The following is a 24,906-nucleotide window of genomic DNA, read 5'->3' as shown; positions in this document are numbered from 1 at the left end:
GACGACGCTGTTAATTGGTCATGCCCGTCGCGTCAGCTTTCGGCGCGCTGAGCAGGAGCGTGATTGTTGAACGTCCCTTGTTCCAATCGAAGCGAGACTGAAGCTAGTTTGGCGACGTGACAACATACATCTCGAGATTTCCGTCCCCGCTCCTTGACGATCTGGTGAGCGGATCGTGGTTGCCAATCGTCGGCGCTGGGTTTTCCAGGAACGCAAACTACCAGGATGGCGAAGCGCCCGTCGACTGGGCGGGACTCGGAAGCTCGTTGGGGCAAGCTGTTCATGGTGCTTCGACAGACGCGACCCCGATCGAATCGATCTCTGCGTACGAGCAGGCGTTTGGGCGCGTCGCGCTCGTCGACAAAGTGGGCACTCTGATCAGAGCGCACCGTGCACGCCCAGGGCGTGCACATTTGGCCTTCGCAAGGGTGGGGTTCACTGATGTCGTCACGACAAACTTTGACTTCCTCCTCGAGAAGTCATACGACGAAGTTCTCAAGGGCTGCATGCCGGTCATTGACGAAGCGCAGCTATCTGCACCGAACAGGTCGGCTGGCCCACGCGTCATAAAGTTTCATGGCGATCTCCACCACCCGTCTCGACTGGTCCTCACGGAAGACGACTACGACCGGTTCTTGCTGGCATATCCTCTCCTCGCGACGAGTGTGTCCGCGATGCTCATAGACCACACAGGCATACTCATCGGCTACAGCCTTGACGATCCGGACACTCGCCAACTGCTTGCACTTTTGAACCTGCGCCTCGGGAACATGCGGCGGCCGCTCTGGACCATACAGTTTGATGCGAAACCTAGCGCGATAGCGCGGTTCGAGCGACGTGGTGTGAAGGTCGTAAACCTTCCGTTGCGAAGGGGCGAGACTCGCAGCGACGGGTTTGCTCGCCTTTTTCTCGAAATCGCTGACTATTGGAGGGCGAAGGTTTCCGCTGCTAGCGTCAGCACCGACGACCGCGTGGCTGCCGATCTTCAGTTACCTGCAGATGATGCCCGCAGGCTATGTCTCTTCACGTTGCCGCCGACGTTGGTTGGTTGGTATCGCGAAAATGTCTTTCCCGAGTTCGAGGCCCACGGCCTGGTGCCCGTCGTGTCGCGTGAGGTCATCAGTGCACCTGGCGCCGTTGCAACGAAGCTGGATGCGCTCATCGAGCGGTCTTTGCTTGTCGTGGTCGAGCTTGATGGCGGACAGGAATCATATGAAGCCGCAGTGGCCCTCGCACGCAAAGGACGCGAAAGCGTTTTGCTCATCAAAGATGATCGTGACTTCGATCGCGGCGTCGATACTGGTCGGCTTCCTGTCCGGGCGGTGGATGACGTCCAGGTATTGATGCGGCCATCCGTCGATGCTGATCCCGTCGAGTTCCTTGCGCGGATTCGTAACTGGTTGTCCGTCGCCGCTCCGGACGTAGCGACTCATCGAGATGAACCTATTCGACTGTTAGCGTCTCATCACTACGGCCCTGCACTTGTATCGGCTGTCTCACTACTGGAGGTTGCGCTCAGTCGAGCACTAGACGGGAAACGCGAAGTACCTGTTAGATCGAGCCTCCGTAATCTCGTGCGCGAAGCGAACCGTGTTGGACTGATCTCCTCAGGGGCGGAGTTGCGCAGTGTCGAGGACGCGATCACTAAGCGAAACGAGATTGTTCACCGCATCGCGACCGTGACTCCTCAGCAGGCTCGTGCCGGCGTCAAGGTGATCATGCCGATCCTCCAACGCGCAGACGATTGGTGATCGGATACGAAACGCCCCCGCCGTTCGGGTCGGCGGGGGCGTCGGCTTCGCGGTCGGGCTTACTGCACCGACCATCCGCCGTCCGAGGCGAGGATGGCGCCGTTGATGTTCACGGCGTCGTCCGACAGCAGGAACGTGATCGAGGCCGCCAGGTGCTCGGCTGTCGCCACGGTCGGGATGGCCTGCTGGAACGGGGCGAGGCGGCCCGAGCCGTATTCGGACATGTGCGGGGGCATCGGGATGCCGGTGGCGACGCCGCCCGGGGCGACGGAGTTCACGCGGATGCCCTTCGGCCCGTACATGAAGGCCGCCGACTTGGTGACGCCGATGATGCCGTGCTTGCTGGCCGTGTAGGCGTTGCCCGAGGCGTTGCCGCGCAGGCCCGCCTCGCTCGAGACGTTGAGGATCGCGCCGCGACCGGCCGCCTCCATGACGGGGATGACCGCGCGCATGAGCTTGAACGGAGCGGTCAGGTTGATCGCGATGACGCGGTCCCAGACGGCATCCGGGGTCTCGCCCGCGGGGGAGAAGTCATCGTTGATGCCGGCGACGTTCGCGAGGCCGTCGATGCGGTCGCCCGCGGCGGCGAGGACGGCGTCGATCGCATCCTGCTTCGTGAGGTCGCCCGCGACCGTGACGATGTCCGCATCCGGAAGCTCGGACTTCAGGGCGTCGAGCTTCTCGGCGGCGATGTCGCTGGCGATCACGCGTCCGCCTTCCCGGGCGATGCGCGAGGCGGTGGCCTTGCCGATACCGGAGGCGGCGCCCGTCACGATCACGGTCTTGCCGGCGAAGCGGCCGGACGTGGGCTTCTCGGTCCAACCCTCGGAGGCGTCGTCCTCGGGGATCTCGCCGCCGTTTGCCGCGCGCACGAGGTCGTCGACGACCGACTGGGGAAGCTGGCCCTGGCTCATCGCGACGAGCTGCTGCAGGGGGAGTCCGAGCACGGGGGTGAGGAGCTCGGGGTCGGCGCCCGTCTTCTCGAAGAGTCCGCGGATGAGAGGCCCGCCGGTCGGGTCGTTCATCCAGTCGCCGATGGTGGAGTGTGCGGTGAGGGCCATGCTCTTTCTCCTTGTTCGGGTCCCGTGCAAGTTTCGCAACGGTGCGTCTACTTATGTTCCAGTGTACGCCTGGGTACGCTCGAAAGGTGCCCCGTCCTCGAAGTGAGAAAGCCCGCCAGTCCGTACTGGACGCGATGCGGCGTGCGCTCGCCGCAGACGGGTACGAGGCTGTGACGATCGAGGGTCTCGCCGCCGAAGCGGAGGTCTCGAAGCAGACGATCTATCGGTGGTGGCCGTCGAAGGCCGCGATCCTCGGGGAGGCGCTGCTCGAGGGGGCGCTGCCGGGAGCCGAGGTGTCGGTGCCGATGACGGCAGACCTCGGAGCGGATCTGCGGGCGTGGTTCTCGGCGATGTCCGACGGGCTGGCCCGGCCCGAGGGTGTGGCGCTGGCGCGGGCGCTGATCGAGGTGACCGCGGCCGATCCCGAGCTGGGGTTGGTGTTGAACGAGCGGCTGGCGGCGCCGATTAGGGAGTGGGTCGCCGAGCGGGTTTCGCGCGGGCGTGCCGACGGCGACGTACGGGCGGACGTGGATGCGGCCGCGATCGCGGACCAGTTCATCGCGATGGCCTCGTATTCTGCGCTGATCGGGCGGCCGTTGAGTGCGGAGCGGGTAGAGGAGACCGTGGTGCGGTTGCTGCGGGGGATCGCGGTTTCTGGTCACTGAGGCACCGCGCTCGTCGGCCTGTGCTCGATGAGGCGTGAGGCGCTCGCGGCCACGTGACGGGTGGCTTAGGGGGGCTCGGCAGAACGCAGAATATCAGTAGCGTCCTCATATGTATGCTTTTATTGCTCATATGGCCAAGCGTGAGAGGCGAGGTCAACTATCGGCGGGCCGCTACGAGTGAATGGACCCCAGAGATGATGCAAAGAACGCGCGAACTCGTCGTCGCGATAGCCGCCACCATTGCCCTCACGACGACGATGGCTTTGCCGGCTCATGCGTCGGACAGCGACGTCGATGGCGCGGAGTCTGTTGCGGCCACCATTGAGGCGGCGACCCCGACAACGATTCTGTCCCAGCCGGGGATGGTCCGGGGCGGCCAGTTGAGCACGACGGTAGGGGAGATTTCAGCGGCAGTACCGCTTTCGGCTGAAGAGAACGTCGTTGTGAGTGTGCCGATTGATGGAGGCACCCAGACGGAACGTCGGGCCATCGAGCTACCTGACGAAATCCCCATCAGCGATGGTGTGGTGGCTGAGGATGGCACCGTCGTCTTCACTGCCGACGACAGTTCGGGTGATGCAGTTGCTGTGCAGACGCTCGCCGACGGATCGACGCGCATCCAGACCGTGTTGGGCGGTGCCGAGAGCCCACGCGAATTCGGATACCGCATGGATGGCTATCAGCCGTACCAGAGTGACACCGGTGAAGTGATCTTCTTGGACGAGACCGGCGATTATGTGCCCGTTGCGGCCCCGTGGGCGACTGACGCGAATGGTGCCGCGGTGGAAACGCGGTACGAGGTGCGAGGGGATGAGCTGTTCCAGGTTGTGACCCCGAGCGCCACAACCGCGTACCCGGTGGTGGCTGATCCGAGCTGGATCTGGAACGGTCCCATCTGGGGAATGAAGCTCACGCGTGCTGAAACCTCGCGGGTCCGGGACTACACGGCTGCGGTCGGGATGTGTGGAATCTTCGCAAAGGCGCTGCCGAAGGTGTTCCAGGCGTGCGCCGTCTTTGGCTCATACATTGTGGCTCAGGCGCATATCGCTCAGGGAGACAACCCTAAGACCTGCTTGTTCTTCACTGCCGCGCCGGTGCCAGGGGTCATCATGAGGGTGACATGCTGACGAAGGAGCGATGGCAATGATCTTGGAGATCGGCGGCGAGCTCGCTGTCTACCTCGTCATCTGTGCCCTGGGGGTCAGTATCGGTATCAGTTCCGGGATGACCCTCCCTCGAGGACTGGGCGTAGTCGTAGCGATCGTCAACGTGGTCATCGTGGGCGGCGTTGTCGCTGTGGGATTCATGTTCGGATCCGAGGCGCCATGGATTGGACCGATCTTTGTGTTCGCGGCCCTGGTGATGAGGGTGGTGACGGGGGCAATGGAGCTGGCTCGTCTCCCGGCGTTGAGTGAGGAATCATTCGTACACCGAGCCGTGTTGGTGTTCTCCCCTCGACGAATGCGCATCATTGAGAATGCGAACGCGCTTGATCCCGCAGCAGGCTAGGTCGACGCCGAGGCGATGTCGTCAGCGTGCTGGGCATACGACAGCCGCTCGCGTTCTGTCGGGGCGGCGCGTGCGGCATCGCGAAACGCAGACGACGCTTCTTCGTCGCGCTTGAGGCGCTGCAGGAGATCTCCCCGCACTGCTGAGTAGAGGTGGTGTCCTCCCAGCGAGCTCTCGAGCGCCTCCGTCAGCGCGAGGGCTTCGTGCGGTCGTCCCGCGTTCGCGACGGCGACCGCACGGTTCAGGCGAACGAACGGCGATGCATCCACCTGCTCCAGCACCCCGTAGATGTCGGCGATGCGGGCGTGGTCGATCTCCATCCCCGGGGCGGGGCGGACGTACTCGGCCGCGACGGTGGCGCGGATGAGGTGCCGCCCGCCATGGATGCCCGCCCGTGCTGACTTCTCGACGGCGTCGTCGAGAAGTCGCAGCCCCTCCTCGATCTCGGAGATATCCCACAGTCCACGGTCCTGTTCGTCGAACGGCACGGACAACCCGTCGGCGGTCGTGCGTGCCGCGCGGCGGGAGTGCTGAAGAAGAAGGAGGGAGAGCAGCCCCGTGAACTCGAGTCGAGCCGGGGAATCCGAGGGGAGCAGCTGTCGGCACAGCCGAGCAAGCCGGATGGCCTCGGCGCCGGGGTCGGGCTGGAGCGTCGGATCGGAGTAGCCGATGGTGAACAGGGCGGACAGGACCTCGCAGACGCTCGCGCTTCGACTGTCGAGCTGCGCGGCATCCGGAACGCGGTACGGGATGTTCGCGTGCGCGATCTTGGCCCGAGCCCGCACGAGTCTCTTCTCCATCGTCGCGGGTGCGACGGCGAAGATCCCGGCGAGCTGTTCGATCGACACGTTCAAGACGGTGCGGAGCGTCAGCGCCGCGCGGGCTTCCAGGGTCAACGCGGGGTGGCAGGCGGTGAAGATCAACTTCAGCCGCTCGTCCCCATGTGGGAATGCGTCGTCGGCCTCGTGGGCGTCGATGCCATCGTGCGGCTCGTGCTCCAGGCGAGCCACCGCCCGGCGCTCGGCGTCCGCATGTCGGACGAGGTCGATCGCGCGGCGGCGGGCGACGGTCGTGACCCAGGCGGCGGGGTTCGCCGGAACCCCGCCGCCTGGCCACCGCTCGACGGCTCGAGCCAGGGCGTCCTGCACGGCGTCTTCGGCGAGAGTCCAGTCGTGGACTGTGCCGATCACGCTCGCGACCACACGGCCGTACTCGATCGATGCCACGTGCCGGACGGCGGCCATGGCATCCGAAAGCGTGCTCGCTGGCTCCTCCGGTGTGGTCACATCGTCGACCCGAGCGGCCACACGGGGCGCACTTCCACCAGGCCGAACCGGGCCATCGGGTGCGCGGCGGCGATCGCGATCGCGGCGTCGAGGTCGTCGGCGTCGATCACGTCGAACCCGGCGATCCATTCGCGGCTCTCGGTGAACGGTCCGTCGGCCACGATCCGCTCGCCGGCGCGGACGCGCACGGTCGTGGCGTCTTCGACAGGCCGCAGGCGGTCGCCCAAGACGTAGGAGCCGCTGTCCTGCAGCGACGCCACCCACTCCCCGGCGTTGTCCTCGGCCTCGACGTAGGGCTCAGCGGTCGGGTCGGTGCAGATGAAAAGTACGTAGCGCATGTGTTCTCCTCAAGGTCTTTCTACATCTACTTACCCAGACGACGGATGACCACCAGCGCACAGGACACCGATCCGGAAAATGATGGACCGCGCCGAAGTCGCTGTACTCCGACCGGGTGCGCCTCAGAAGTCCCCTTCGGCAACTTGGAAGCAGACCAGTCCGCGAGACCGCCACATCTCGACCACGCTGCGGCGGTCGTCGACCACGCCGATCACGGTGAAGTGCGGTTCGATGTGGGCGTCGTAGATCTCGGCCTTGACGATGTCGTCGGCGCGCTGGTCGCCGGTGCGGCGGAGTAGGAGGCGGTCGAAAGGGATCTCGTTGAACGTCAGCCACGCCTCGGTGGCGCGGCGGGCGGTCTCATCTCGACCCGAGACGACGATGAGTGCGTCGACGTCGGGGTGCGCGGCGAAGGCTTGGGCGGCGACCACGACAGGGTGGTTCGGGGTGTCGATCGACACCTTGCGCATGTCATACGGGGAGCGGTCGCCGATGACGGCGAGTGTGCCGTCGACGTCGAAGATCCAGGCGCGCGGGCGATCGGTGAGCATGGTGCGAGGGTAGTGGTTTCTTCGGTGGTGACGAGGTTCAGGACTCGTCGGAACGTCGTCGTTCACGCCGGGTGACGCCCACGAGCAACGCCGACGCACCGACGATGAGGACGAGGGCTGCGAGCCAGAAGGCCCACACCAGGTTCTGGAACACCGGCAGGTTGGCGACCACCGGAAGCGCGGCGCTGATGAGGATCAACGCCACGACGGTGGCTCGCTCGCGCGACGTGCCGCGGGCGCGTTCAGCCGTCACGAGACCGTCTCGTTCGCTGTGTGCTGGCCGGCTGTGCCCGTTCTCGGCTGATCTCTGAGTTCTGCGATCTTCATCACTGCTCCTTCACTGACCATCCCCGCCGTCGTGTAAGACGTTACTCCTGCTGCGCACGCCGTCTGGCTTCGACCGGTCCGGCGGAGGGCGCGGCGGAAGCGGGGTTGGCAGGTGCGCTCAGGTGTATGGGGCCGGGGTCAGGGGGAAGGGGGTGAGGCGAGAGACTTCGCTGCATCCGTCCGCCCCTCCGCGAACCGCGCCTGGGCCCGGTCATGACGCTTACCGACGGGCACGAGCTCCGTGGCCTTCGGCAGCCCCATCGGCTTCGTTGAGACGTACACGCTCTCGGCGGTGTCGACGCGGAAGGTCTCGTGCCAGACGCCCACCGCTCCCGGAGCCTTGCGGGCTGCGCGGTTGAAGGCGGTCCAGGCGGGGCGGTGCTGCTGGTTCGGGCTCGACGCGTAGGCGTAGAGCTTGTCGACGGAAGACCAGTACTGCACGACGTAAGGTCCGCCCGAGCCGAAGAGCAGGTGGTAGCCGAGCATGCCCGAGTCGGGATCGGTGCTGAGTTCGCGCAGCATTCCCGGCATGGCGAAGAAGGCTGGCATCCACAGGTCGGGGCGCCACCAGCGGTTGATCTGCATCCCGATGTGGAACACGACGAGCTCGCCCTCGTGGCGGTGGGTCATGCGGCCCGTGATGACTTTTGACATGATGTCTCCTTGATTGGATAGTTTCACTATCCATAATGGATAGCGCTACTATCGAAGTCAAGAGGTGGCCATGAGAATTTCCGAACTGTCAGCCCAGACCGGCGTGACCGTGCCGACGATCAAGTACTACCTGCGTGAGGGGCTGCTGCCCGAGGGCGAGAGGTCGTCCGCGACTCAGGCCGCGTACGGCGAGAAGCACGTGGAGCGGCTGCGGGTGATCCGGGCGCTGCTCGACGCGGGGGTGAGCATCGCCGAGACGCGGCGGGTGCTGGGGGCGCTGGACGATCCGCCGGAGAGTGCGCACGACCTGCTCGGGACGGCGCATGCGGCGATCACTCCGCCGGTGGATGAGTCTTTGGATCTGGCGGACGCTGAGGCTCTTGTCGCAGGGCTCGGGTGGAAGCCGGGGATGTGCGACGTGGCGGTGCTGCACGCGGTCGCGCGGGCGCTGCAGGGGCTGGAGCGCGTCGGGTTCACCGTTCCGGATGCGGCGATGGCGGAGTATCTCGCGAGCATGCGGCGGATTGCGGATGCGGAGATCGTCGGGGTGCCGGAGGAGTCTGCGGAAGCGGCGGTGCGGTACGTGGTGCTGGGGTCGGTGCTGGTGGAGCCGTTGTTGTTGGCGCTGCGGCGGGTCGCGCAGCAGGTGAGCTCGGGGGAGCGGTTCGGTGGGGGCGGAACTAGCGCTTGAGCGCCGCGGACAGACGCTCTCTCAGCGCTGGGTCACACACGTAGACGAATGTTCCACGCATCCCACGCGTTAGCAGCACTCCGTAGATGTTCCGGATGAACGTCAGTAGGTCATCGTCCCCGAACGCATCCTTCAGGTGCCCGGTGTTCTCCTTGCCTTTCTTGTCGCGATAGCTCTCCCGATCAGCGACGATCCGCCCGGTTACGGGGTCGAGGCGGAGGTCAGGCCCGATGATGACCCCGGCGTAGTTCAGGTCGTACCCCTGAACGGTGTGAATCGAACCGACCTCTTCGAGCGACCCCTTCGAGTTGATCCAGTCCTTATCGGTGCCGTTCCACCGCATCCGCTCACCGTCAAGCTCGATGTCGTACGCGTCCGGGTTCTTCTTCGACACCCAATCCCACGCGTAGCCCGCGATGAGGCGGGAGAGGCCGACCTCAGCATCCTTCTGCCGGATGGCGTCGCGCATCTCTCCGAGGTCGTCGAAGAGCCGGAGTTCATACTCACCAAGGTCGGGGAGCGTTGGCGTTTCATCTCTCAGCAGGGCGCGGACGAACTCGACATAGTCTGCGCCAGCCTGCACGCGCATCTGGGTCGTGAGGCGGAAAAAGCGATGTGCATCCTTGGCCCCACTGATTTCGGCGTTGAGCGCCGCCGGAGAGAGATCATGAGGCCGCACGCTCTGCTCACCGTCGACAAGCAGGAGCTGGTGCTTGCTCCGAGCCTTGATCCAATCGAGTTGGGTGTAGTGAGGATCATCGCTTCCGAAAAGAGCCTCGTTAATCTCGCGGAACTTCTTGTTCTGCACGCCCGACGCTTGATTGGCTCGCTGCCCAAGACGGTGAGTTTCGTCGACGAGCACGAGGTCGTAAGTCTCGTTCGATTCTCCGAGCTGGAACGGCGACATCACCATTGCAGCGTCAAGCTTGGGCGTCTTCTTGAAGACCTTCTTGACTGACTCCCGCAAGGACTGCTGCGGAATCACGAGCGCCATACGAAGCGTCTTGAGCAGCTCGCGATTCTCGGGGACAAAGAACTCCGAGAACATCGAGTCAGGCTCGATGCCGTCCCGGTCGTCGTAGTCGCGAATGTCGGCGAGCAGCTTCATCAGGAAGATCGCGATGATCGTCTTCCCCGTTCCCGGGTTGCCCTGGACAACGAGCGTTGACCGGGCGCTTGGGTTGTCGAGATCTTCGAGCAGACCCTCCAGGATGTCCATGATCGCGATTCCCTGGTCGTCAGTCAGCGCCTTGAACGGCGACAGTTTGAAAAGGTCCGAGTTCTCGATCTGAGGAATGCTGCGAGAGAAGAGTCCTTCTGCTCGCAGCGCCTCGAACACATCGCGGAAAGACTCGCGATAGACGTCGCGGTCGTAGTACTGGGCGTCAGTCAGACCATCGTTGCCGTTGAGAATGCGATATCGGCCATCGCCGGAGAACCAACGGATGAGATGCGATTCAAGGTCGAGACAGACGGACTTGTTGAACGTGTGATCCACGACGACGCGGATCGACTCGAGGGACTCGTTCTTCTTCGATCCGGCGAGGTGCTGACGCATCCGAGTAGCGGCGCTCACGGTCTCACCGACGTAGAGTCCCGGCGAACTAAGCTGCGCGTCACCTTCGATCACGTAGACGACCGGCCAGTTGGTGTGGCGGGTGTCGTCATGCGCCCAGGTGTCAACAGCGTCGCGGCGGAACGGAAGGCGCTGGATACTGAACTCTGTCACTCCGGCGCCTCGGAGAGCTTGGTGTACTTCGTCATGCGGCCCTTGGCCAACTCAACGGGGTACTTCGCCTTCGTCGACTCCAACTTCTTCATGACGATCTCGTCGAGGTCGACGCCGATTTTATTCGCGAGGTGGATGCAGTAGGTGACGACATCGGCGAGCTCCGCCTCGACTTGTTCCTGGTCGAAGTCCGGCGACCACTGGAAGCACTCGAGGAGCTCGCCCGCCTCGATCGAGATGCTCTTTGCGAGGTTCTCGGGGGAGTGAAATTGGTCCCAGTCCCGTTCGGCAACGAACGCGCGGAGGGCGGCGAGAGTCTGCGGCGACGGCATAGTGCGACGCTATCAGGAGCTTCTGGACCACACTGCGGCGGACGTGTCGAGACCGCTAACTCAGGAAGGACGCTACGTTGGTTGCGAGAATCTAACGAAAACTGGGATGAGGACGCCAATGCCAACGAAGGTGTGGGGCCCCGATGCCGCTCTAGCGCGCGAGATAGAAGAGCAGTTTGAGAGTGCGATCGCCGCTTACCGTGCGAAGCCCACATTGATTGCTGAGCATGCGAATCATGAAGAGTCCATCCGAACGGGCGGATATGCGAACCGTACTCTCCTGGAACTTGTACAGAACGCCGCTGACGCCATGGCTGGCGGTGCGGTAGACGCAGGTCTGGGGCGGGTGGAGATCGTACTAGACCCGAGATTGAGCGTTCTGTATTGCGCTAACTCGGGTCGGCCGTTTTCGAAGAATGGTCTTGTCGCCATTACGCACGCCCATCTCAGCGGCAAGCGGGGGGATGAGATAGGTCGGTTCGGGCTCGGATTCAAGTCAGTGCTGGCAATCACGGACTCGCCGCAGGTTCTGAGTCGTTCGGTGTCATTCGAGTTCAATTCCGCCGCCGCGCAATCAGCGATCAAAGCGGTCGGCACGCCCGACCGCCGGCTCCCGTCGCTGCGCACGGCCACCCTGGTCGATGCGGAGGGGCTCTTTAACGAGGATCCAATCGCAAGGAACCTTGCTGAATGGGCAACAACAATCGTCCGTCTCCCCGGCGTCAGCGATACCGCCAGAATTCGTCGAGAGATGGAGACGTTCACGTCTGAGTTTCTGCTTTTCGTCAGTGACGTACGGGAAGTCACGCTCACTGTCTTGGGAGATGGGGGCTTTACGACAAGCCACATTTCGAAGAGTCTCGGGAACGGCCGAATCAAGATCGAGCGCCCTGACCAGACGGGTGATGAATGGCTCGTGAGCGAGAGAATGCACGCGCCTAGTCCCGCAGCTCGAAGGGAGGTCGGCGAAGCAGTCTCTCGAAATGAGATTAAGGTGAGTGTTGCGATGCCCGTTAGGCCTCGCCGAGCCAATCCGGATGCGGGGGACCCGGGCACACAGGTAGGCCAATTCTGGAGCTATTTCCCCCTGCAGGACCGTACATCAGCAACTGCGCTTTTCAATGCGCCGTGGAGCGTCAACGATGACCGCACAACGCTGCTGCGAAACGGGTACAACCGTGAGATTCTTGCAACCCTCGCTGACATGTTCGTCGAGATGCTTCCTCGGCTGAGTAGCGAACAAGACCCCGCTGCACACCTCGACTACCTTCCGGCTCGAGGCCGAGAGGCCATCTACTTCGGCGATGAAGTGCTGTGCGCGCTCGTTCCGCCGCTGGCTGTTGCGACGGCACTGATACCTGACGGCGCTGGCGTGCCGCGAAGTCCAGCGGAGCTCAGACCCCTCGATCTGACATGCGAATGGACGATCTCCGAGATCGCGCACGAGGCTTGGAATAGGTCACCGAACACCAAGTCTGATGTGCCGCATTGGCGCTGCTACAGCTCCAGCCAGCGCGTTGCGCGACTGCGTCAGTTATTTGCGGTGAGTGTCGAGCCGGGCCGGTTTGAAGAGGACAGCCGCGACATGAAGCGGGCGCTCGAACTTGTACCCAAGCGCGGTATCCAGTCCTGGCTCCGCGAATGGGCGAGCGGAGATGATGTCGAATCAGCGGTTAATGCGCTCAAGGTCGTCATGGCGAACCGCGGTCTAGCGGACTCGGATGGGGCTCGCGTCATACCGACGACTGACGGATTGCGCGCTCTTGTAGACCGGTCGCTCGTCTTCCTCTCCAAGATCGACGATTTGGAGATAGAGAGTGCGGTGTTCGTCCGTTCGGAGTTTCTTGCGTATCCGGACGTGGAGCGGATCCTTCGGTCCGCCGGATTCCGCGACCTCGATCCTATTGCGATCCTAAAGGCCCGCCTTGCAAACCTGACATCAGACCGCGCCCCCGAGCAACAAGAGAAATTCTGGGACGCCGCGCTCGGCGTCAGCACTCGTGACGCCGTGGACGCTGTTCGCGCAACTCCGAGCGCGCAGGTGCTGGTGCCGACCCGTGACGGCGACTGGCACTGGCCTCAGCAGGTTCTCGACCTCGACGGCGAGCTGCCTGGCGCTGACGGACGACTCCTCCTCGATCGACAGAGATGCGTTCCTGCGCTTGCCCACGAAATCGGAGTCGTGGATTCACCACAGCGCGAGTACGACTTCGAGGACGAGCCAGCCGCCGATGAGTATCGCGATTGGGTGATCGCGGATTTGAACAGCAGGCTCACAGCTGGCGAACGCCCGATCGAGCGAGTCTCCCTGTACCCGCGCCAAGGTCGCTCCGCCGGCCCATTCTCGGTGCTTCTTCTTCTGCGGGCCTCGGATGCAACCGAGCAAATCCGCGAGACCTGGACACGCGGTCTGCTCGAGTTCGGAGACGCTCCATGGGACTGCGAGGACACAGCTACCGGAATCTCATACAGCGTGAAGTCGCCGGTTCTCTGGGCGGTGGAGCATGCAGGACTACTTCGGACGTCCCACGGCTTCCGACCGATCACCCACATAGTCGCCCCTTCGCTCATCGAGTACCGGGATCTGCTGCCGCTCTACGAGGGACCCCGCAGCATCGTTGACACGCTCCACCTCCCGCAAGAGGTATCCATGATCGCGCCCGACGTCCTTCGGGATGCTCTAGCAGTCGATCTGCTTCCTCCCCAGCTTCCGGATTCCGTGCTCGTCCGCTTCATCCTCGAATCTGCCCGTCTGGCTTACCCGGACGGACAGCCACCACGCGTCCCCGCCCGCGTCGGGCGCGTGATCGAGACACGCGCGACTGGAACCGTATACATCGCAGTGGATGAGGAGCAACGGGAGTACTTGACACAGCACCAACGTCCGTACCTGACGGCAACCGAGACAGACGCCCAACTGCTCGTCGAGGAAGTCGGATGCAAGCGGTTCGAGGATTCGTTCGCCTTCTCGATACGGATGGATGGCCAACAGGAGCCGGAGCGGTTGCTCGATGTTTTCCCAGGCCTCCGAGGCTGGCCTAGCAAACAGGACCTGAGCAGCACTACGTTCTCGCGCGCTGAGTCCATCGCGAAGTGGGTCACAACTGAAGATGGCGTTGAAACGCAGTCACTCGACTCCTACCGGGACGGCGTGGACTTCGTCGTAACAACACGTCTGGCTGAGGCGCAAACACTCCGTTTTGTCAGCGACGCATTCGACCTTGGTCTCAACAATGCGGAGATCGTGCGAGTGCTCGAGGTCGGACTCGCTCAACACTTGGAGTTGATCAGGCAGGACGCCCTGTCGGCGACCACCTATGTTGAGCGGCTTGAGGTCTATTTCGGTGCCGACGATCTGCGCGAGAAGCTCCCCAGGGGGCTCTGGCAGGGCTTGGAGGCACAGGGCCTTGTGTCCAAAAGCACCTCGGTCGCCGAGCTCTGCCTCTCCGTTTACGGAAATGACACCGTCCGCGAGCTCGCCGACATCTTTCGGCGGGAGGGCTTCCCTGACGTTCCGAACCAATGGGCCGGCGGCGCGGCGACCATCACCTGGCTGCGAAAGATGGGGTTCGGATCGGAATTCGCCGGGCAGCGGACGCAACGCCAGGCCGCCGAGTTCGTCGTCCCAGGCGCAACAATGCTGCCCGAGCTCCATGATTACCAGTCGCGAATCAGCACGGAACTCCGCTCTACGCTGCTTGAGATCGGCGCGATGGACCGGCACGCCAAAGCGATGGTCGAACTGCCCACAGGCGCTGGTAAGACACGCGTCGCGACGCAAACGCTCCTTCAGCTGTTCATCGACAACGAGCTCGAGGGACCGGTCCTCTGGATCGCTCAGTCCCAGGAGCTATGCGAGCAGGCCGTGCAGACCTTCAGTGAGGTGTGGCGCGGACTGTGCACGGAGCAGCAAGTCGACCTGCCCTTGACCCTTGGACGCCTGTGGGAGGGCAACGACGTCCAAGAACCTGACACCGCTCACAGCGTCATAGTAGCGACTGATGCCAAGCTCGAAGTGTTGCTCGGCAGTGCGGAATACGACTGGCTCAGCACGCCTGCAGCGGTTGTCATCGACGAGGGCCACGTAGCGGGCACGTCGACTCGCTACACACGGATCCTCTCGTGGCTCGGAGTGGACGGAAGGAGTTTTGAGCGGCCGCTGATAGGGCTGTCCGCAACTCCGTTCAAGGGCACATCCGAGCAGGCGACCGACCAACTAGCCGCACGCTTCGGTAGACGAAAGATCGCGGCGTTTGAGGAGAATTCGTACCAGGAGCTCGTCGCATTGGGCGTACTAGCGCGGGTGAAGCACAGGGTTCTTCAAGGCGCAGTAGTCCAGCTCTCGGACGATGAGGCGCGAGAGGCGAAGCGCACAAACCGAGTCAGCGGTCAAGTGTTGGATCGAGTCGCTGCGGATCACGTACGGATGGGGATCCTGGTCGACAGCATCATGACCCTGGAACTCGAGCGAGCTCGGTCGGTCCTCGTTTTCACGCCGAATGTCCTCTCTGCACAGGTCCTCGCGGCAACACTCCGATATCGCGGACTTGAGGCGGCGTCGGTCAGCGGTCAGACCGGTCGTCAGGAACGACGCGACGTGATCCGGAGATTTAAGGAAGGAAAGATACAAGTGCTCACCAATTGCGACCTGCTTACACAGGGCTTCGACGCGCCCGGTGTCACCGCACTGTACATCGCGCGGCCCACCTTCAGCCCTAACGCCTACATCCAGATGGCTGGCCGGGGTCTTCGGGGGCCGCGAAACGGTGGGAAAGATGAGTGTCTCATCGTAGACATGGAGGACAACTTCGGCAGCACGGACATCAACGATCTACTGGGTTTTCGGGAGTACGAAGAGCTGTGGCAGGAGCAGCAGTCGTGATCCTCAGCCCAGACCTCCAGAACATCGAAGAGTATGTCAAGAGCAGCGCCGAGCGGCGCATCGCGAGGGTACTTGCCAAGATCCAGAGGTCCGACGCCGTGGCGTTTCATTCCATGCAGCTTCGCAGCCATCCCTCTAAGCAGACATCCGAAGGGGACTTCATTGTCCTGTGGAAAGGGGCGGTCGTGATTGTGGAAGTCAAAGGTGGCGGTGTGATGAAGCACGAGGGGGTCTGGTACTCCAAGGACCGTCACGGTGACTGGAACAAGCTCAAAGAGCCACCCATGACGCAGGCTCGTACCGCCATGCACGCGCTGCTTAACATCCTGCGAGAGGACGGTCTCGGTTGGGTTCTTGCCGACGCGATCGTCATCACCCCGGACATAGATGCTCCGCCAACGTCGCCTGAATGGCAGCCCACACACTGGCTTGCAAAGGATGCCATGACGGTCGAACGCTTCGCGTCATCGCTTGACGCGGTCGTCGCGAGTATTCCGGCTGCGCCGAAGACGGCTCGAGCCGCGCGCTTCGAAGAACTGCGAGAAAAGCTGTTCGGTGAGTTCTCCAGGATCCCCGTCATCGATGCGCAACGCGGTGCAGTGATCGATGAGCAGAATGTCGCCACAGAAGATCAGGCGCGCGTGCTCGCCGGATTGATCAAGAATGCACGGATCATGGTTCTCGGCGGTGCGGGCACCGGCAAGTCGGTGGTACTTGCTGAGGCAGCCAAGCAGGAAGCGGCTGCGGGAAGGTCGGTGCTCGTCACGTTCCGTTCGCCGGGGCTTCGCGCATTCTTCGCCCCACGTCTGGACGGCAGGCCCATCGAGATCGCAGAGTTCGCGGCACTGGACGACGCGCGCCGGTTCGATGTCGTACTCGTCGACGAAGCTCAGGACCTAATGTACGCAGGAGCCATGGACGTGCTAGATCGCGTCATTATCGGAGGCAGAAGTCGCGGACGGTGGCGCATGTTCCTGGACCAGAACAATCAGGCGCACGTCGACGGGCGGTTTGACGCGGATGTCTTCGAGTTGGTGAAGTCCGATGCTGCTGAGTACGACCTGAGCAAGAACGTGCGGAACACTCGCGCCATCGTTCACATGGTCCAGGAGTATCTCGCAGCGGATGTGGGGGACCCGGGCATAGTTAACGGCGAGCCCATCAATTGGGAGAAGGTTGGAGAAGGAGATTCTCGCGCTCACGCTATGCGGCTTGCTAAGTCCTTCAAACGGGACGGTGTCCGCGCCTCTGACGTGTGGATCATTCCAGCGGATTGCGAGGCCACACTGGACGAAATCGTCGATGGCATCCGCGTCGTGAGTCCTCGAAACGCGAAGGGGCTGGAAGCCGATCACGTGATCGTGTGCAACCTTCCCGAGGACTACACTGCCGCAGCGCTCTCGAACCTGTACGTCGCAGTCACGCGGGCCCGCGTAACCCTGCACATCGCAGTAATCGACGCGGACCGCAGGCGCCTGCAGCGACTCGTCCGAAAAGCATCGGGGGCGCGATCGTGACTCTCACAACCGCGCAGACGCTGGCGCTCAATCATCTCAGATCCGCGTGGGTCGGCCCGGAACAAGGAGACGACGAGACGCTCCTGAACCGTCCCTCGCTGCAGTATGCCGTCGGCATGCTCTTCCCCGCTGGAGATGCGCTCGCGGCGCAAGGCAGCGTTGCAGCGGGGGAGGCCGACTCTGATCAACTCGTGATGGCCGACGTCGATGAAGGCGAGGTTGAAGAGGGCGATGCGTCGGTACCGCTCGCTGAGGACTGGCGGCCATCATCTGCCGCGATCTCCTTCGTGACCGACGGCGAGACTGTGCTCTGCGACTTCTCGGCTGCGACGTACGTCCCAATCGAGGACGGTGGGCTGCCGAGGTGGCAACGTGTCGGCCATCGCTTTGACGGGATCGAACTCACGCGCGGCGCTGCACAGGTGCGACAGCTGCGCGCGGGCGAAGTGCCGTTCGAGCTCGGCACGAGGTGGCGCCCGTACGGGACGAACTGGCTCGTGACGCTTCATGTGCGTCTGCGCACAATGACAACGGGAGAGGACAGGACGGACATACCACTCATGCTGTTCCAGGTGGATCTCGCCAGTCGCCCATTCGAGGGCGCGCGCATCCTGGAGTACGACGTGTCTCGTGCGATCGACGTTGACCCGGAAGCAGCCGAGTTGCGACTGCGGTATCGCGACCGTCAGGTGTTCGCAGTGGGGCACGGGATGGCCGCGAGCTGGGACACCTCGGATGACGGGCGGTGTGGTCGTGTTTGCCTCGACCCGTTGCCGCACTTCATAGTGCCGGCGATCGCCCAAACTGCCGGCACCCAGTTGGGAGATCGTGCACGACCGGCACTCGATCTCGCGTTCTTGGCGTCCATCGATTCCAAGCCCGCTCCCGTGATCGGTGCGCTCGGGTCCTTCGTTGAAGCGTTCTCGCAATGGGTCGAGGAGCAACGGCAGGAAGCCGCGGGTCTCGGTCGCGAGGCCGAAGTGATAGCCGCACGCGCCGAGCTTTCGGCCGAACGTATGCAGGAAGGGGTCGACCTCCTTGGGAGCCCCGGCGCGGAGTCGCTCCGACGAGCATTCGCTCTCGCGATGGCCGCCATGCAGCTTCAAATGTCACAGGCAGCTCGAGGACGCGGTGAGATCGATCCTGTCCCAGCCTGGCGCCCTTTCCAGCTCGGATTTCTCCTTGTCTCGCTGGCGTCCACGGTCGATGAGGACCACCGCGATAGATCACTCGTCGATCTGATCTGGTTCCCCACCGGAGGAGGGAAGACGGAGGCCTATCTTGCCCTGGCTGCGATCGCCATCTTCTTGCGCCGTATCGAACACGGGCGTGCTGGCGGGGGTACCGCGGTGATCACCCGGTACACCCTGCGCCTGCTCACTTCCCAACAGTTTCAGCGGGCCGCATCCTTGATCTGCGCGATGGAAGTCCTTCGCTCCCGAGACGACAGAGCGAAAGGGATGGCGCGATTCTCGATCGGACTTTGGGTTGGAAGAGATGCGACTCCCCAGACCCGCGCCGACGCGAAGTACGCTCTGGGACGGCTCTATAAGGCACAGCATCCTCAAGACGCAAACGAGTTCCAAATCACAGAGTGCCCATGGTGCCTGGAGGAACTGGTCCCCGAAAGAAGGGACGACACTCGCCTGCGCTACGGTGCGCGCCAAGTCGGGAACGACGTTGTCTTCCGATGTGTGAGGGCGTCGTGCGAGTTCTCGGGCAGGGACCTGCCGATGAACGTAGTCGATGAGCTCCTTTACGAGGAACCACCCACATTCCTGCTGGCGACCGTGGACAAGTTCGCGCGGCTGCAGTTCAAGGACTCCGCCGGGCGCCTACTCGGCATCGGAACGCCATTCCGCCAACCTTCATTGATCATCCAGGATGAGCTGCACTTACTATCAGGGCCCCTCGGAACCACGGTCGCCGTTTTCGACGCGGTGATACAGGTGCTGCTAGGCCGCAACGGATCCGAACCGAAGATCGTCGCGTCGACAGCGACGATCCGAGCATCGGATGAACAGGTGAAGGGCCTCTACGGACGCCGGGTCGCCCTGTACCCGCCAGCCGGACTCGACGGAGACCGCACGTTCTTCGCTAGCCCGGTCGCCACAGGCGAGGGACGCTTGTACGCCGGCCTCATGCCGCAGAGCGTCTCCCAGGCAACAGCCCTCGTCGCAGCCGCCTCGCCGATGCTCGAGCTACCTCAAGTGGTAATCAATTCCGATGGCATTGGCGACCGTGTAGATCCCTACTGGACCTTTGTCGTGTACCACAACAGCCTCCGCGAACTGGGGCGCACCAGTGCCCTCCTGCTCGATGACGTCAACGGACGCCTCGAAACACGTGCCGATCGGTTAGGGCTTGATCTCCGATCGGTACGGGCCGACCATGTGCTCGAACTGACAAGTCGTCGGGGGCCGGAGGAGCTACCGAAGGACCTGCGGCAGCTTAGGGCGAGCGCGGATGAGTCCGATGATGCGGTGGATGCGGTGCTCTCATCCAACATGCTATCCGTGGGCATCGACGTTCAACGCCTTGCGCTCATGCTCATGGTCGGCCAGCCAAAGACCACGGCTGAGTACATCCAGGCCACAAGCCGCGTTGGACGTGGCCAGGTCAACGGCATCGTCGTCACGCTGTTCCGATCCAATCGTGCCCGTGATCGTTCTCACTTCGAGACGTTCCGCGGATATCATGACGCCTTGTATCGAAGCGTCGAGCCGACGAGCGTCACGCCGTGGTCGCTTTCGTCGCGTGACCGGTCACTCGCGGGCGCTCTCATCGCGCTACTTCGGCATGGGATTCCGTCCCTTCGCCAAGATGGCGACGCTGGCGCGTTCGATCTCGCTAGCTCGGGCTTCCGGGCATCCGTTGAGGTTCTGATCGAGCACTTTGTTGCTGTAGTGCGAGAGTCGGAGCCGGACGAGGAGGAGGCTGTGACTGAACAGGTGTGGCGACTGCTCCGGGAGTGGGATCGCAAGGCGAGGAAAGCCCGCGACGACAGGGAGACACTTCAGTACGAACATCGCGACGCAGGCGACCGAGCACTCGTCAAGCGGTTCGGACAGGATGGCGCTGACTGGTTGGTGGGAGACTCGATGCGTTCCGTCGAACCGAATGTCGCGGTCGAGGTCCAGGAGCCCGAACAGGGGGTGCGGCGTGCAGAAGATCAGGCATGATCTGCGACTGTCGGAGACTCTGTCGCCCTTCGGTGTCGGCGCGATAGTGGATATTCGCGGGGAGTCGCTCATCGCTCCGGACACCTCCTGGTGGGAAAAGAAGACCGCTCCTGAGATCCATTGCGATCGGCTCGTCGATCAACTCGTTCAAGTGGGGCGCCCGCGTCCCGTGCTGAGGCAGGCGCCAGCGCACGCTGGCCGCTCGGGGCAGAAGACGGCGACCATCCCTTATTGGCGGTTTCCGGCATGGCGATTCTGTGAGCGATGCCTGAAGCTCTCCAAGCGGACCGGGATTGCCAAGGGTCGGTTCCGCAACAGGTGCGATTGCGGCGGAATGCTCGTGCCGATGCGTTATGTGGCGGTCTGCAAGTCAGGAAGTCACGTGCAGGACGTGCCTTGGTTCAAATGGGCGCATCGTGGCTACGACAAGGATGTGACCGAGGCGGTCCGCGTTTGCCGCGCGTATGAAGATCTGCGTTTCGTGAGATTCAGTACGAGTGGCGAGGGTCTCACCTCCCTCAGCGTGGCCTGCGGGGGCTGCGACCGCACGCGCCCTTTGTCGGAGTTGGTCATCGAAGGGTCGCTGCAGCGTGACGGAATCTGGTGCGCAGGTCGTCAGCCCTGGCAACCCGAGGGATTCGCTCCTCAAGCCTGCGACGCGGCCCTCGTCGCAGTGCAGCGCGGTGCGACCGGCAACTATCTCGCGGAGCGCATATCCGCCCTCGACATCCCCGAGGAGAAGACCCGATCGCAGGAGCTAACGACCACGGTCCGCGGGCATGATTACTTCCAGCGCCTCGTCGACGACAACGGCGGCCCGAAGTCAGAGATGATCGCGGGGTGGATCGCCGACGACGTCGGAATCGCTGCCGATGAGGTTCTATCCATCGCCCTGGAGGACGAGAGCGACGGCGTCGAAGGGACAACCGCCCTCAAGGACGGCGAGTGGGCAGCCTTCGCCAAGAAGATCGCGGCGGGCAAAGACAACGCGCTCGGCGACTTCGTCGTGGACGGGTGGATGGGTGGGGGCTTCGACGGGATCCCGTCGGAGCTCGGTCGCGTATTGGCGGGAATCGGCCAAGTTCATCGCGTTCGCGAGGTGCGGGCTTTGAGGGGATTCCGCCGGCACCGTGCAGACGCGGCCTTCGTCTCGGCCGACCTGGGACAGGACCCGAAGCAGCGTCCGGTCTATCCAGCCCTCGAACTCTTCGGAGAGGGCATCTTCCTCCAGTTCGATGAAGCGGCCATCCAGGCGTGGGAGAGCCTTCCCGACGTGCAAGCTCGCGCCCGCATCCTCAGAGATCGGCGGGACCAGCTGGAGTGGGCGCGATCGCGCCTCGACGATCCCGAGCCGCGCTACATCGCGCTTCACACCATCGCACATCTCATGATTCGACGACTCGCTTTCGCGAGCGGCTATTCGTCGGCATCTTTGCAAGAGCGTATCTACGCGAACTCGGGCGGAGCCGACAACAGCGCTGGGGTCTTCATTTACACGGCGGCGGGTGACGCGCAGGGAACTCTTGGCGGCCTGGTCAGGCTCGGTGCCCCCCGGATACTGGTGCCTCTGCTTAGCGCGGCGCTCGATGATGCCGACGTCTGCTCAAATGACCCGGTCTGCATTGAAAGCGACCGTCAAGGTTCTTCCCAACTCAACCTCTCGGCCTGTCACGGCTGCGCCCTCGTGAGCGAGACCTCGTGCGAAGCGGGCAACCGCCTCCTTGACCGGCAGCTTGTGCTTGGCGGAAGTGAGGTGACAGGGCTGCTTGCCAGCGTGCTCCCCGAGATGCGGGCCACTTTTGAGACCAGCACTTGAGCAAGTCGGCTGTTGTTCTGAGCCGTGGCGGCATCGTAATGAGCGTGCGGGTGGCTCAGACGCGCCTTGTCGCGAGACCGCAGGCGCGTTCAGTGCTTCGGATCGGTTCCAGGCGCGCCTAACTGTGTGAGTCGTCGAACCTACTGCTCGACAGGACGTTCGTCGTCGGCAGAGGGAAAGTCGTCGGCTTCTTCGGTCCTGTGCTCGACACGATGCTCGGGCAGCGGGTGGGCTGAGCGCACTCTGACGGCTTCGATTATCCGGGCGGCGACGCGATCGACGTCCGCCCGGATCTCGTGCTCCCAGACGCGCACGACCATCCAGCCTCGGTTCCTGAGCACATGGTTGGTGTCGGCGTCCCGGGCTCGATTGGTCGCGATCTTGTCAGACCAGAACGCGGCATTGGCTTTCGGTGCCTGGTGGTGCTCGGGGCACCCGTGCCAGAAGCAGCCGTCGATCAGCACGGCGACTCGACTTCCCCGGAACAAGAGGTCGGCAGTGCGGCGAAGACCCGGCTCAGGGCGTGCGTTCACCCGGTATCGGAGGCCCGCCGCGTGCACGAGCCGTCTGACTTGCAGTTCAGGGCCGGTGTCTCGGCCACGGTTCGCGCGCATAGAAGCTCTGGATCCGGGGCTGGTCGCCCAGGATGCGGATCTCTCCGACGCCGGCGACGCTTCCATCCGTCCATCCTGCTACGCCGTAGGATCAGATCAAACCCGCCTTGCGCAGTGGGTTTCGAAGGCCTGGGAGGCACCTTGGAGAACCCGATCTCCGTCCTCGATCTATTCGCCGGTGCGGGCGGACTCAGTCAGGGCATGCATGAGGCATCTCCGCGCTTCGATGTGGTTCGAGCCGTTGAGAAGGACCGCGACGCGGCTGCGACATTCGCGCTCAATCATGGCGAGGGCATCACCTATCAGGGTGGGATCGAGGAGTGGCTGCGCGAGGAGACGGTGCCGTCGGTGGACGTCGTGATCGGGGGGCCGCCGTGCCAAGGGTTTTCGACTCTGGGCAAGCAGGACGCAGAGGACGAGCGGAACACTCTGTGGCGGGAGTACGCGGAGACGATCATCCGAGCCCGACCGAAGTACTTCGTGCTCGAGAACGTCGCCGTGTTCGCCAAGTCGCCTCAGTTCCGCGATCTCACGGACGCCACAGGAGCAGGCGGTCTCCTCAGCGACTACTCCTTCGAGTGGAGCGTGCTCAATGCCGCGGACTTCGGGGCGCCGCAGGCTCGCAAACGCGCAATCCTGATCGGAAGACATCGAGACATGCCTGAGATCGGCTTACCGGTAGCCACCCACAACCGCGAAGACCATGTGAGCGTCGGCGAGGTCTTCGCCGGGATCCCTCATTCGGTGGGCCCTTCGCTCGAAGATCGTCGGATGAAGATCGACGGTAGGGAGCACCGCGGAGCATGGGCGTCTCGAGAGCTCCATGTCGGACGGGACTACGCGGACATCTCGCTGCGCAGGTTCGCCGAGATTCCGCCCGGTGGTAACAGATTCGATCTACCTGACGAGCTTCTCGCCCCCTGTTGGCGGAAGCACAAGTCCGGCTCTGGCGACGTGATGGGCAGACTCCACCTCGACCGGCCGTCGGTGACGATCAGAACCGAGTTCTTCAAGCCGGAGAAAGGGCGATACCTGCATCCTTTCGCCCACCGCGCGATCACTCACTACGAGGCCGCGGTTCTTCAGGGATTCCCGATCGACTATCGGTTCGCGGGTTCCCGCACTGCCATCGCTCGGCAGATCGGTAACGCGGTGCCGATCCCACTCGGACGGGCGATCGGTCGGCTGCTCGCGACGGCGTTCAGTGTCGATGCCGTCGACGCCTTGCCCCGATGAAGCGTGCTCAAGTCCTGGATGTGACTACCGACTTCCAGGACGACGCCGGTCGTCGCGATCCTGATTCATACAGCTCGCTCCTGCAGAGCTACCACCGGCGACTGTGGAGTAAGCCGCTTCCCGGGGGTTCGACCTTCACGCTGACGGCGGATCGCATCGGTTCGGTTCGAGTGCTTCGTCATCGGTCAGGACTCGGAGAGTTCGTACTCTCCAGCGACACGCTCCCGAACTCGAACCGTGGTCGACTGCGCGACTTCTACGAGGCGATGGGTGAGGAGTCGAACACCGCGTGGCATCGGGATGGCGGCACCATCGGCGGACGTCTCGTGGTCCCGCGTAACCGGATCGAACGCAAACAGACGATCAACCAGCGGCGTGGCACGCACCCGAGGATTCGGGACCGATTCGACCTCACCCTTGAAGGGATCCGCCGCCATTACGTCTGTGAGGAGAGTCCGCTCACCGAGACGATGCGCGCTTACGCCGACTTCTTCGAGCTGTTCGAAAGCTTCGACCGCTACGTCGACTTCTTCCTGCTTCAGGACCTCGTGGACGAGACCGGCGCGGTCCAGTTCTATCTCCCGTTCGAGGGATACGTAAGGTCACCGCTTCCGACGTCGATCGAGCAGTACAAGCAGTTCCGCGCGCGACAGCTGGATTTCGTCGCATCGCGGAACTCAAGGATGCTCGGCGCTGTCTCCTAGCGGACTGTGCGATCTACTCGGGGTAGGTCGCACGCGGATCCGTATCCACCGTCTCAGTTG

At 63.3% G+C, this 24,906-nt stretch carries 20 protein-coding genes; 11 read left to right on the top strand and 9 right to left on the bottom strand.

Annotation, left to right across the window (positions count from 1 at the left end; genetic code table 11):
* Positions 1-116 precede the first annotated feature (116 nt).
* Positions 117-1,751, top strand: a complete 1,635-nt coding sequence (locus ACLFA2_RS07490; protein WP_426622319.1) for an SIR2 family NAD-dependent protein deacylase — start codon at positions 117-119, stop codon at positions 1,749-1,751.
* A gap of 59 nt (positions 1,752-1,810) precedes the next feature.
* Here ACLFA2_RS07490 and ACLFA2_RS07485 read toward each other — a convergent pair whose 3' ends face one another.
* Entirely contained in the window at positions 1,811-2,812 is a 1,002-nt protein-coding gene (locus tag ACLFA2_RS07485) for an SDR family NAD(P)-dependent oxidoreductase (RefSeq protein ID WP_021200262.1), read from the bottom strand.
* Between the two features lie 86 nt (positions 2,813-2,898).
* Between ACLFA2_RS07485 and ACLFA2_RS07480 the strand changes: the two genes are divergently transcribed.
* From ACLFA2_RS07480 to ACLFA2_RS07470, 3 genes are all read left to right on the top strand, one after another.
* Positions 2,899-3,477 (top strand): TetR/AcrR family transcriptional regulator, encoded by a 579-nt coding sequence (locus ACLFA2_RS07480; RefSeq protein ID WP_235045233.1) that lies wholly within the window; start codon positions 2,899-2,901, stop codon positions 3,475-3,477.
* Between the two features lie 194 nt (positions 3,478-3,671).
* A complete protein-coding gene (locus ACLFA2_RS07475) occupies positions 3,672-4,604 on the top strand; it encodes a hypothetical protein (protein ID WP_426622318.1) in 933 nt (310 codons plus the stop codon).
* 16 nt (positions 4,605-4,620) lie between these two features.
* Positions 4,621-4,986 carry a hypothetical protein gene (locus ACLFA2_RS07470; RefSeq protein ID WP_426622317.1) on the top strand — a complete coding sequence of 122 codons (366 nt, stop codon included), beginning with the start codon at positions 4,621-4,623 and terminating at the stop codon, positions 4,984-4,986.
* Here the strand turns inward: ACLFA2_RS07470 and ACLFA2_RS07465 are convergent.
* The 5 genes from ACLFA2_RS07465 to ACLFA2_RS07445 form a co-directional block, all read right to left on the bottom strand.
* Positions 4,983-6,272, bottom strand: coding sequence for an RNA polymerase sigma factor (locus tag ACLFA2_RS07465; RefSeq protein WP_426622316.1), 1,290 nt, complete (start codon positions 6,270-6,272; stop codon positions 4,983-4,985). The genes ACLFA2_RS07470 and ACLFA2_RS07465 overlap by 4 nt on opposite strands.
* Positions 6,269-6,610 (bottom strand): YciI family protein, encoded by a 342-nt coding sequence (locus ACLFA2_RS07460; protein ID WP_426622315.1) that lies wholly within the window; start codon positions 6,608-6,610, stop codon positions 6,269-6,271. The genes ACLFA2_RS07465 and ACLFA2_RS07460 overlap by 4 nt, the downstream gene beginning before the upstream one ends.
* A gap of 123 nt (positions 6,611-6,733) precedes the next feature.
* Complete coding sequence (locus ACLFA2_RS07455; RefSeq protein ID WP_426622314.1) at positions 6,734-7,162, bottom strand: polynucleotide kinase; 429 nt, start codon at positions 7,160-7,162, stop codon at positions 6,734-6,736.
* 37 nt (positions 7,163-7,199) lie between these two features.
* Entirely contained in the window at positions 7,200-7,415 is a 216-nt protein-coding gene (locus ACLFA2_RS07450; RefSeq protein WP_426622313.1) for a hypothetical protein, read from the bottom strand.
* A 212-nt stretch (positions 7,416-7,627) separates the two neighbouring features.
* Positions 7,628-8,143, bottom strand: a complete 516-nt coding sequence (locus tag ACLFA2_RS07445; protein WP_426622312.1) for a DUF4188 domain-containing protein — start codon at positions 8,141-8,143, stop codon at positions 7,628-7,630.
* Between the two features lie 70 nt (positions 8,144-8,213).
* Between ACLFA2_RS07445 and ACLFA2_RS07440 the strand changes: the two genes are divergently transcribed.
* The gene (locus ACLFA2_RS07440) at positions 8,214-8,834 is read left to right on the top strand and encodes a MerR family transcriptional regulator (protein ID WP_426622311.1); all 621 of its coding nucleotides are present in this window, start codon (positions 8,214-8,216) and stop codon (positions 8,832-8,834) included.
* Here ACLFA2_RS07440 and ACLFA2_RS07435 read toward each other — a convergent pair.
* Entirely contained in the window at positions 8,824-10,563 is a 1,740-nt protein-coding gene (locus tag ACLFA2_RS07435; protein ID WP_426622310.1) for a DNA/RNA helicase domain-containing protein, read from the bottom strand. The two genes, ACLFA2_RS07440 and ACLFA2_RS07435, sit on opposite strands and share 11 nt — an antisense overlap.
* Positions 10,560-10,895 carry a nucleotide pyrophosphohydrolase gene (locus tag ACLFA2_RS07430; RefSeq protein WP_426622309.1) on the bottom strand — a complete coding sequence of 112 codons (336 nt, stop codon included), beginning with the start codon at positions 10,893-10,895 and terminating at the stop codon, positions 10,560-10,562. Before ACLFA2_RS07430 ends, ACLFA2_RS07435 begins: the two co-directional genes overlap by 4 nt.
* Positions 10,896-11,013: 118 nt before the next feature.
* Between ACLFA2_RS07430 and ACLFA2_RS07425 the strand changes: the two genes are divergently transcribed.
* Genes ACLFA2_RS07425 through drmB form a run of 4 tightly spaced genes read left to right on the top strand, consistent with a single transcriptional unit; the run spans position 11,014 to position 22,292 of the window.
* Positions 11,014-15,777 carry a DEAD/DEAH box helicase gene (locus ACLFA2_RS07425; protein WP_426622308.1) on the top strand — a complete coding sequence of 1,588 codons (4,764 nt, stop codon included), beginning with the start codon at positions 11,014-11,016 and terminating at the stop codon, positions 15,775-15,777.
* Positions 15,774-17,294, top strand: coding sequence for an NERD domain-containing protein (locus tag ACLFA2_RS07420; protein ID WP_426622307.1), 1,521 nt, complete (start codon positions 15,774-15,776; stop codon positions 17,292-17,294). Before ACLFA2_RS07425 ends, ACLFA2_RS07420 begins: the two co-directional genes overlap by 4 nt.
* Complete coding sequence (locus ACLFA2_RS07415) at positions 17,291-20,476, top strand: helicase-related protein (protein WP_426622306.1); 3,186 nt, start codon at positions 17,291-17,293, stop codon at positions 20,474-20,476. The genes ACLFA2_RS07420 and ACLFA2_RS07415 overlap by 4 nt, the downstream gene beginning before the upstream one ends.
* The gene (gene drmB, locus ACLFA2_RS07410; protein ID WP_426622305.1) at positions 20,457-22,292 is read left to right on the top strand and encodes a DrmB family protein; all 1,836 of its coding nucleotides are present in this window, start codon (positions 20,457-20,459) and stop codon (positions 22,290-22,292) included. The genes ACLFA2_RS07415 and drmB overlap by 20 nt, the downstream gene beginning before the upstream one ends.
* Before the next feature lie 140 nt (positions 22,293-22,432).
* Here the strand turns inward: drmB and ACLFA2_RS07405 are convergent, their stop codons facing one another.
* A complete protein-coding gene (locus ACLFA2_RS07405; RefSeq protein ID WP_426622304.1) occupies positions 22,433-22,906 on the bottom strand; it encodes a very short patch repair endonuclease in 474 nt (157 codons plus the stop codon).
* Between the two features lie 141 nt (positions 22,907-23,047).
* On the opposite strand from ACLFA2_RS07405, the gene ACLFA2_RS07400 reads away from it, so the two are divergent.
* Positions 23,048-24,142, top strand: coding sequence for a DNA cytosine methyltransferase (locus ACLFA2_RS07400; protein WP_426622303.1), 1,095 nt, complete (start codon positions 23,048-23,050; stop codon positions 24,140-24,142).
* On the top strand, positions 24,139-24,846 hold the full coding sequence (locus ACLFA2_RS07395) for a DUF6994 family protein (RefSeq protein ID WP_426622302.1): 708 nt from the start codon (positions 24,139-24,141) through the stop codon (positions 24,844-24,846). The genes ACLFA2_RS07400 and ACLFA2_RS07395 overlap by 4 nt, the downstream gene beginning before the upstream one ends.
* Positions 24,847-24,906 lie beyond the last annotated feature (60 nt).

It is taken from the genome of Microbacterium sp. As-52 (assembly GCF_049949185.1).
Classification (GTDB): Bacteria; Actinomycetota; Actinomycetes; order Actinomycetales; family Microbacteriaceae; genus Microbacterium; species Microbacterium maritypicum_A.
Note: the sequence above shows the minus strand (reverse complement) of the source record. Positions and strands in the feature narration are given on the sequence as shown.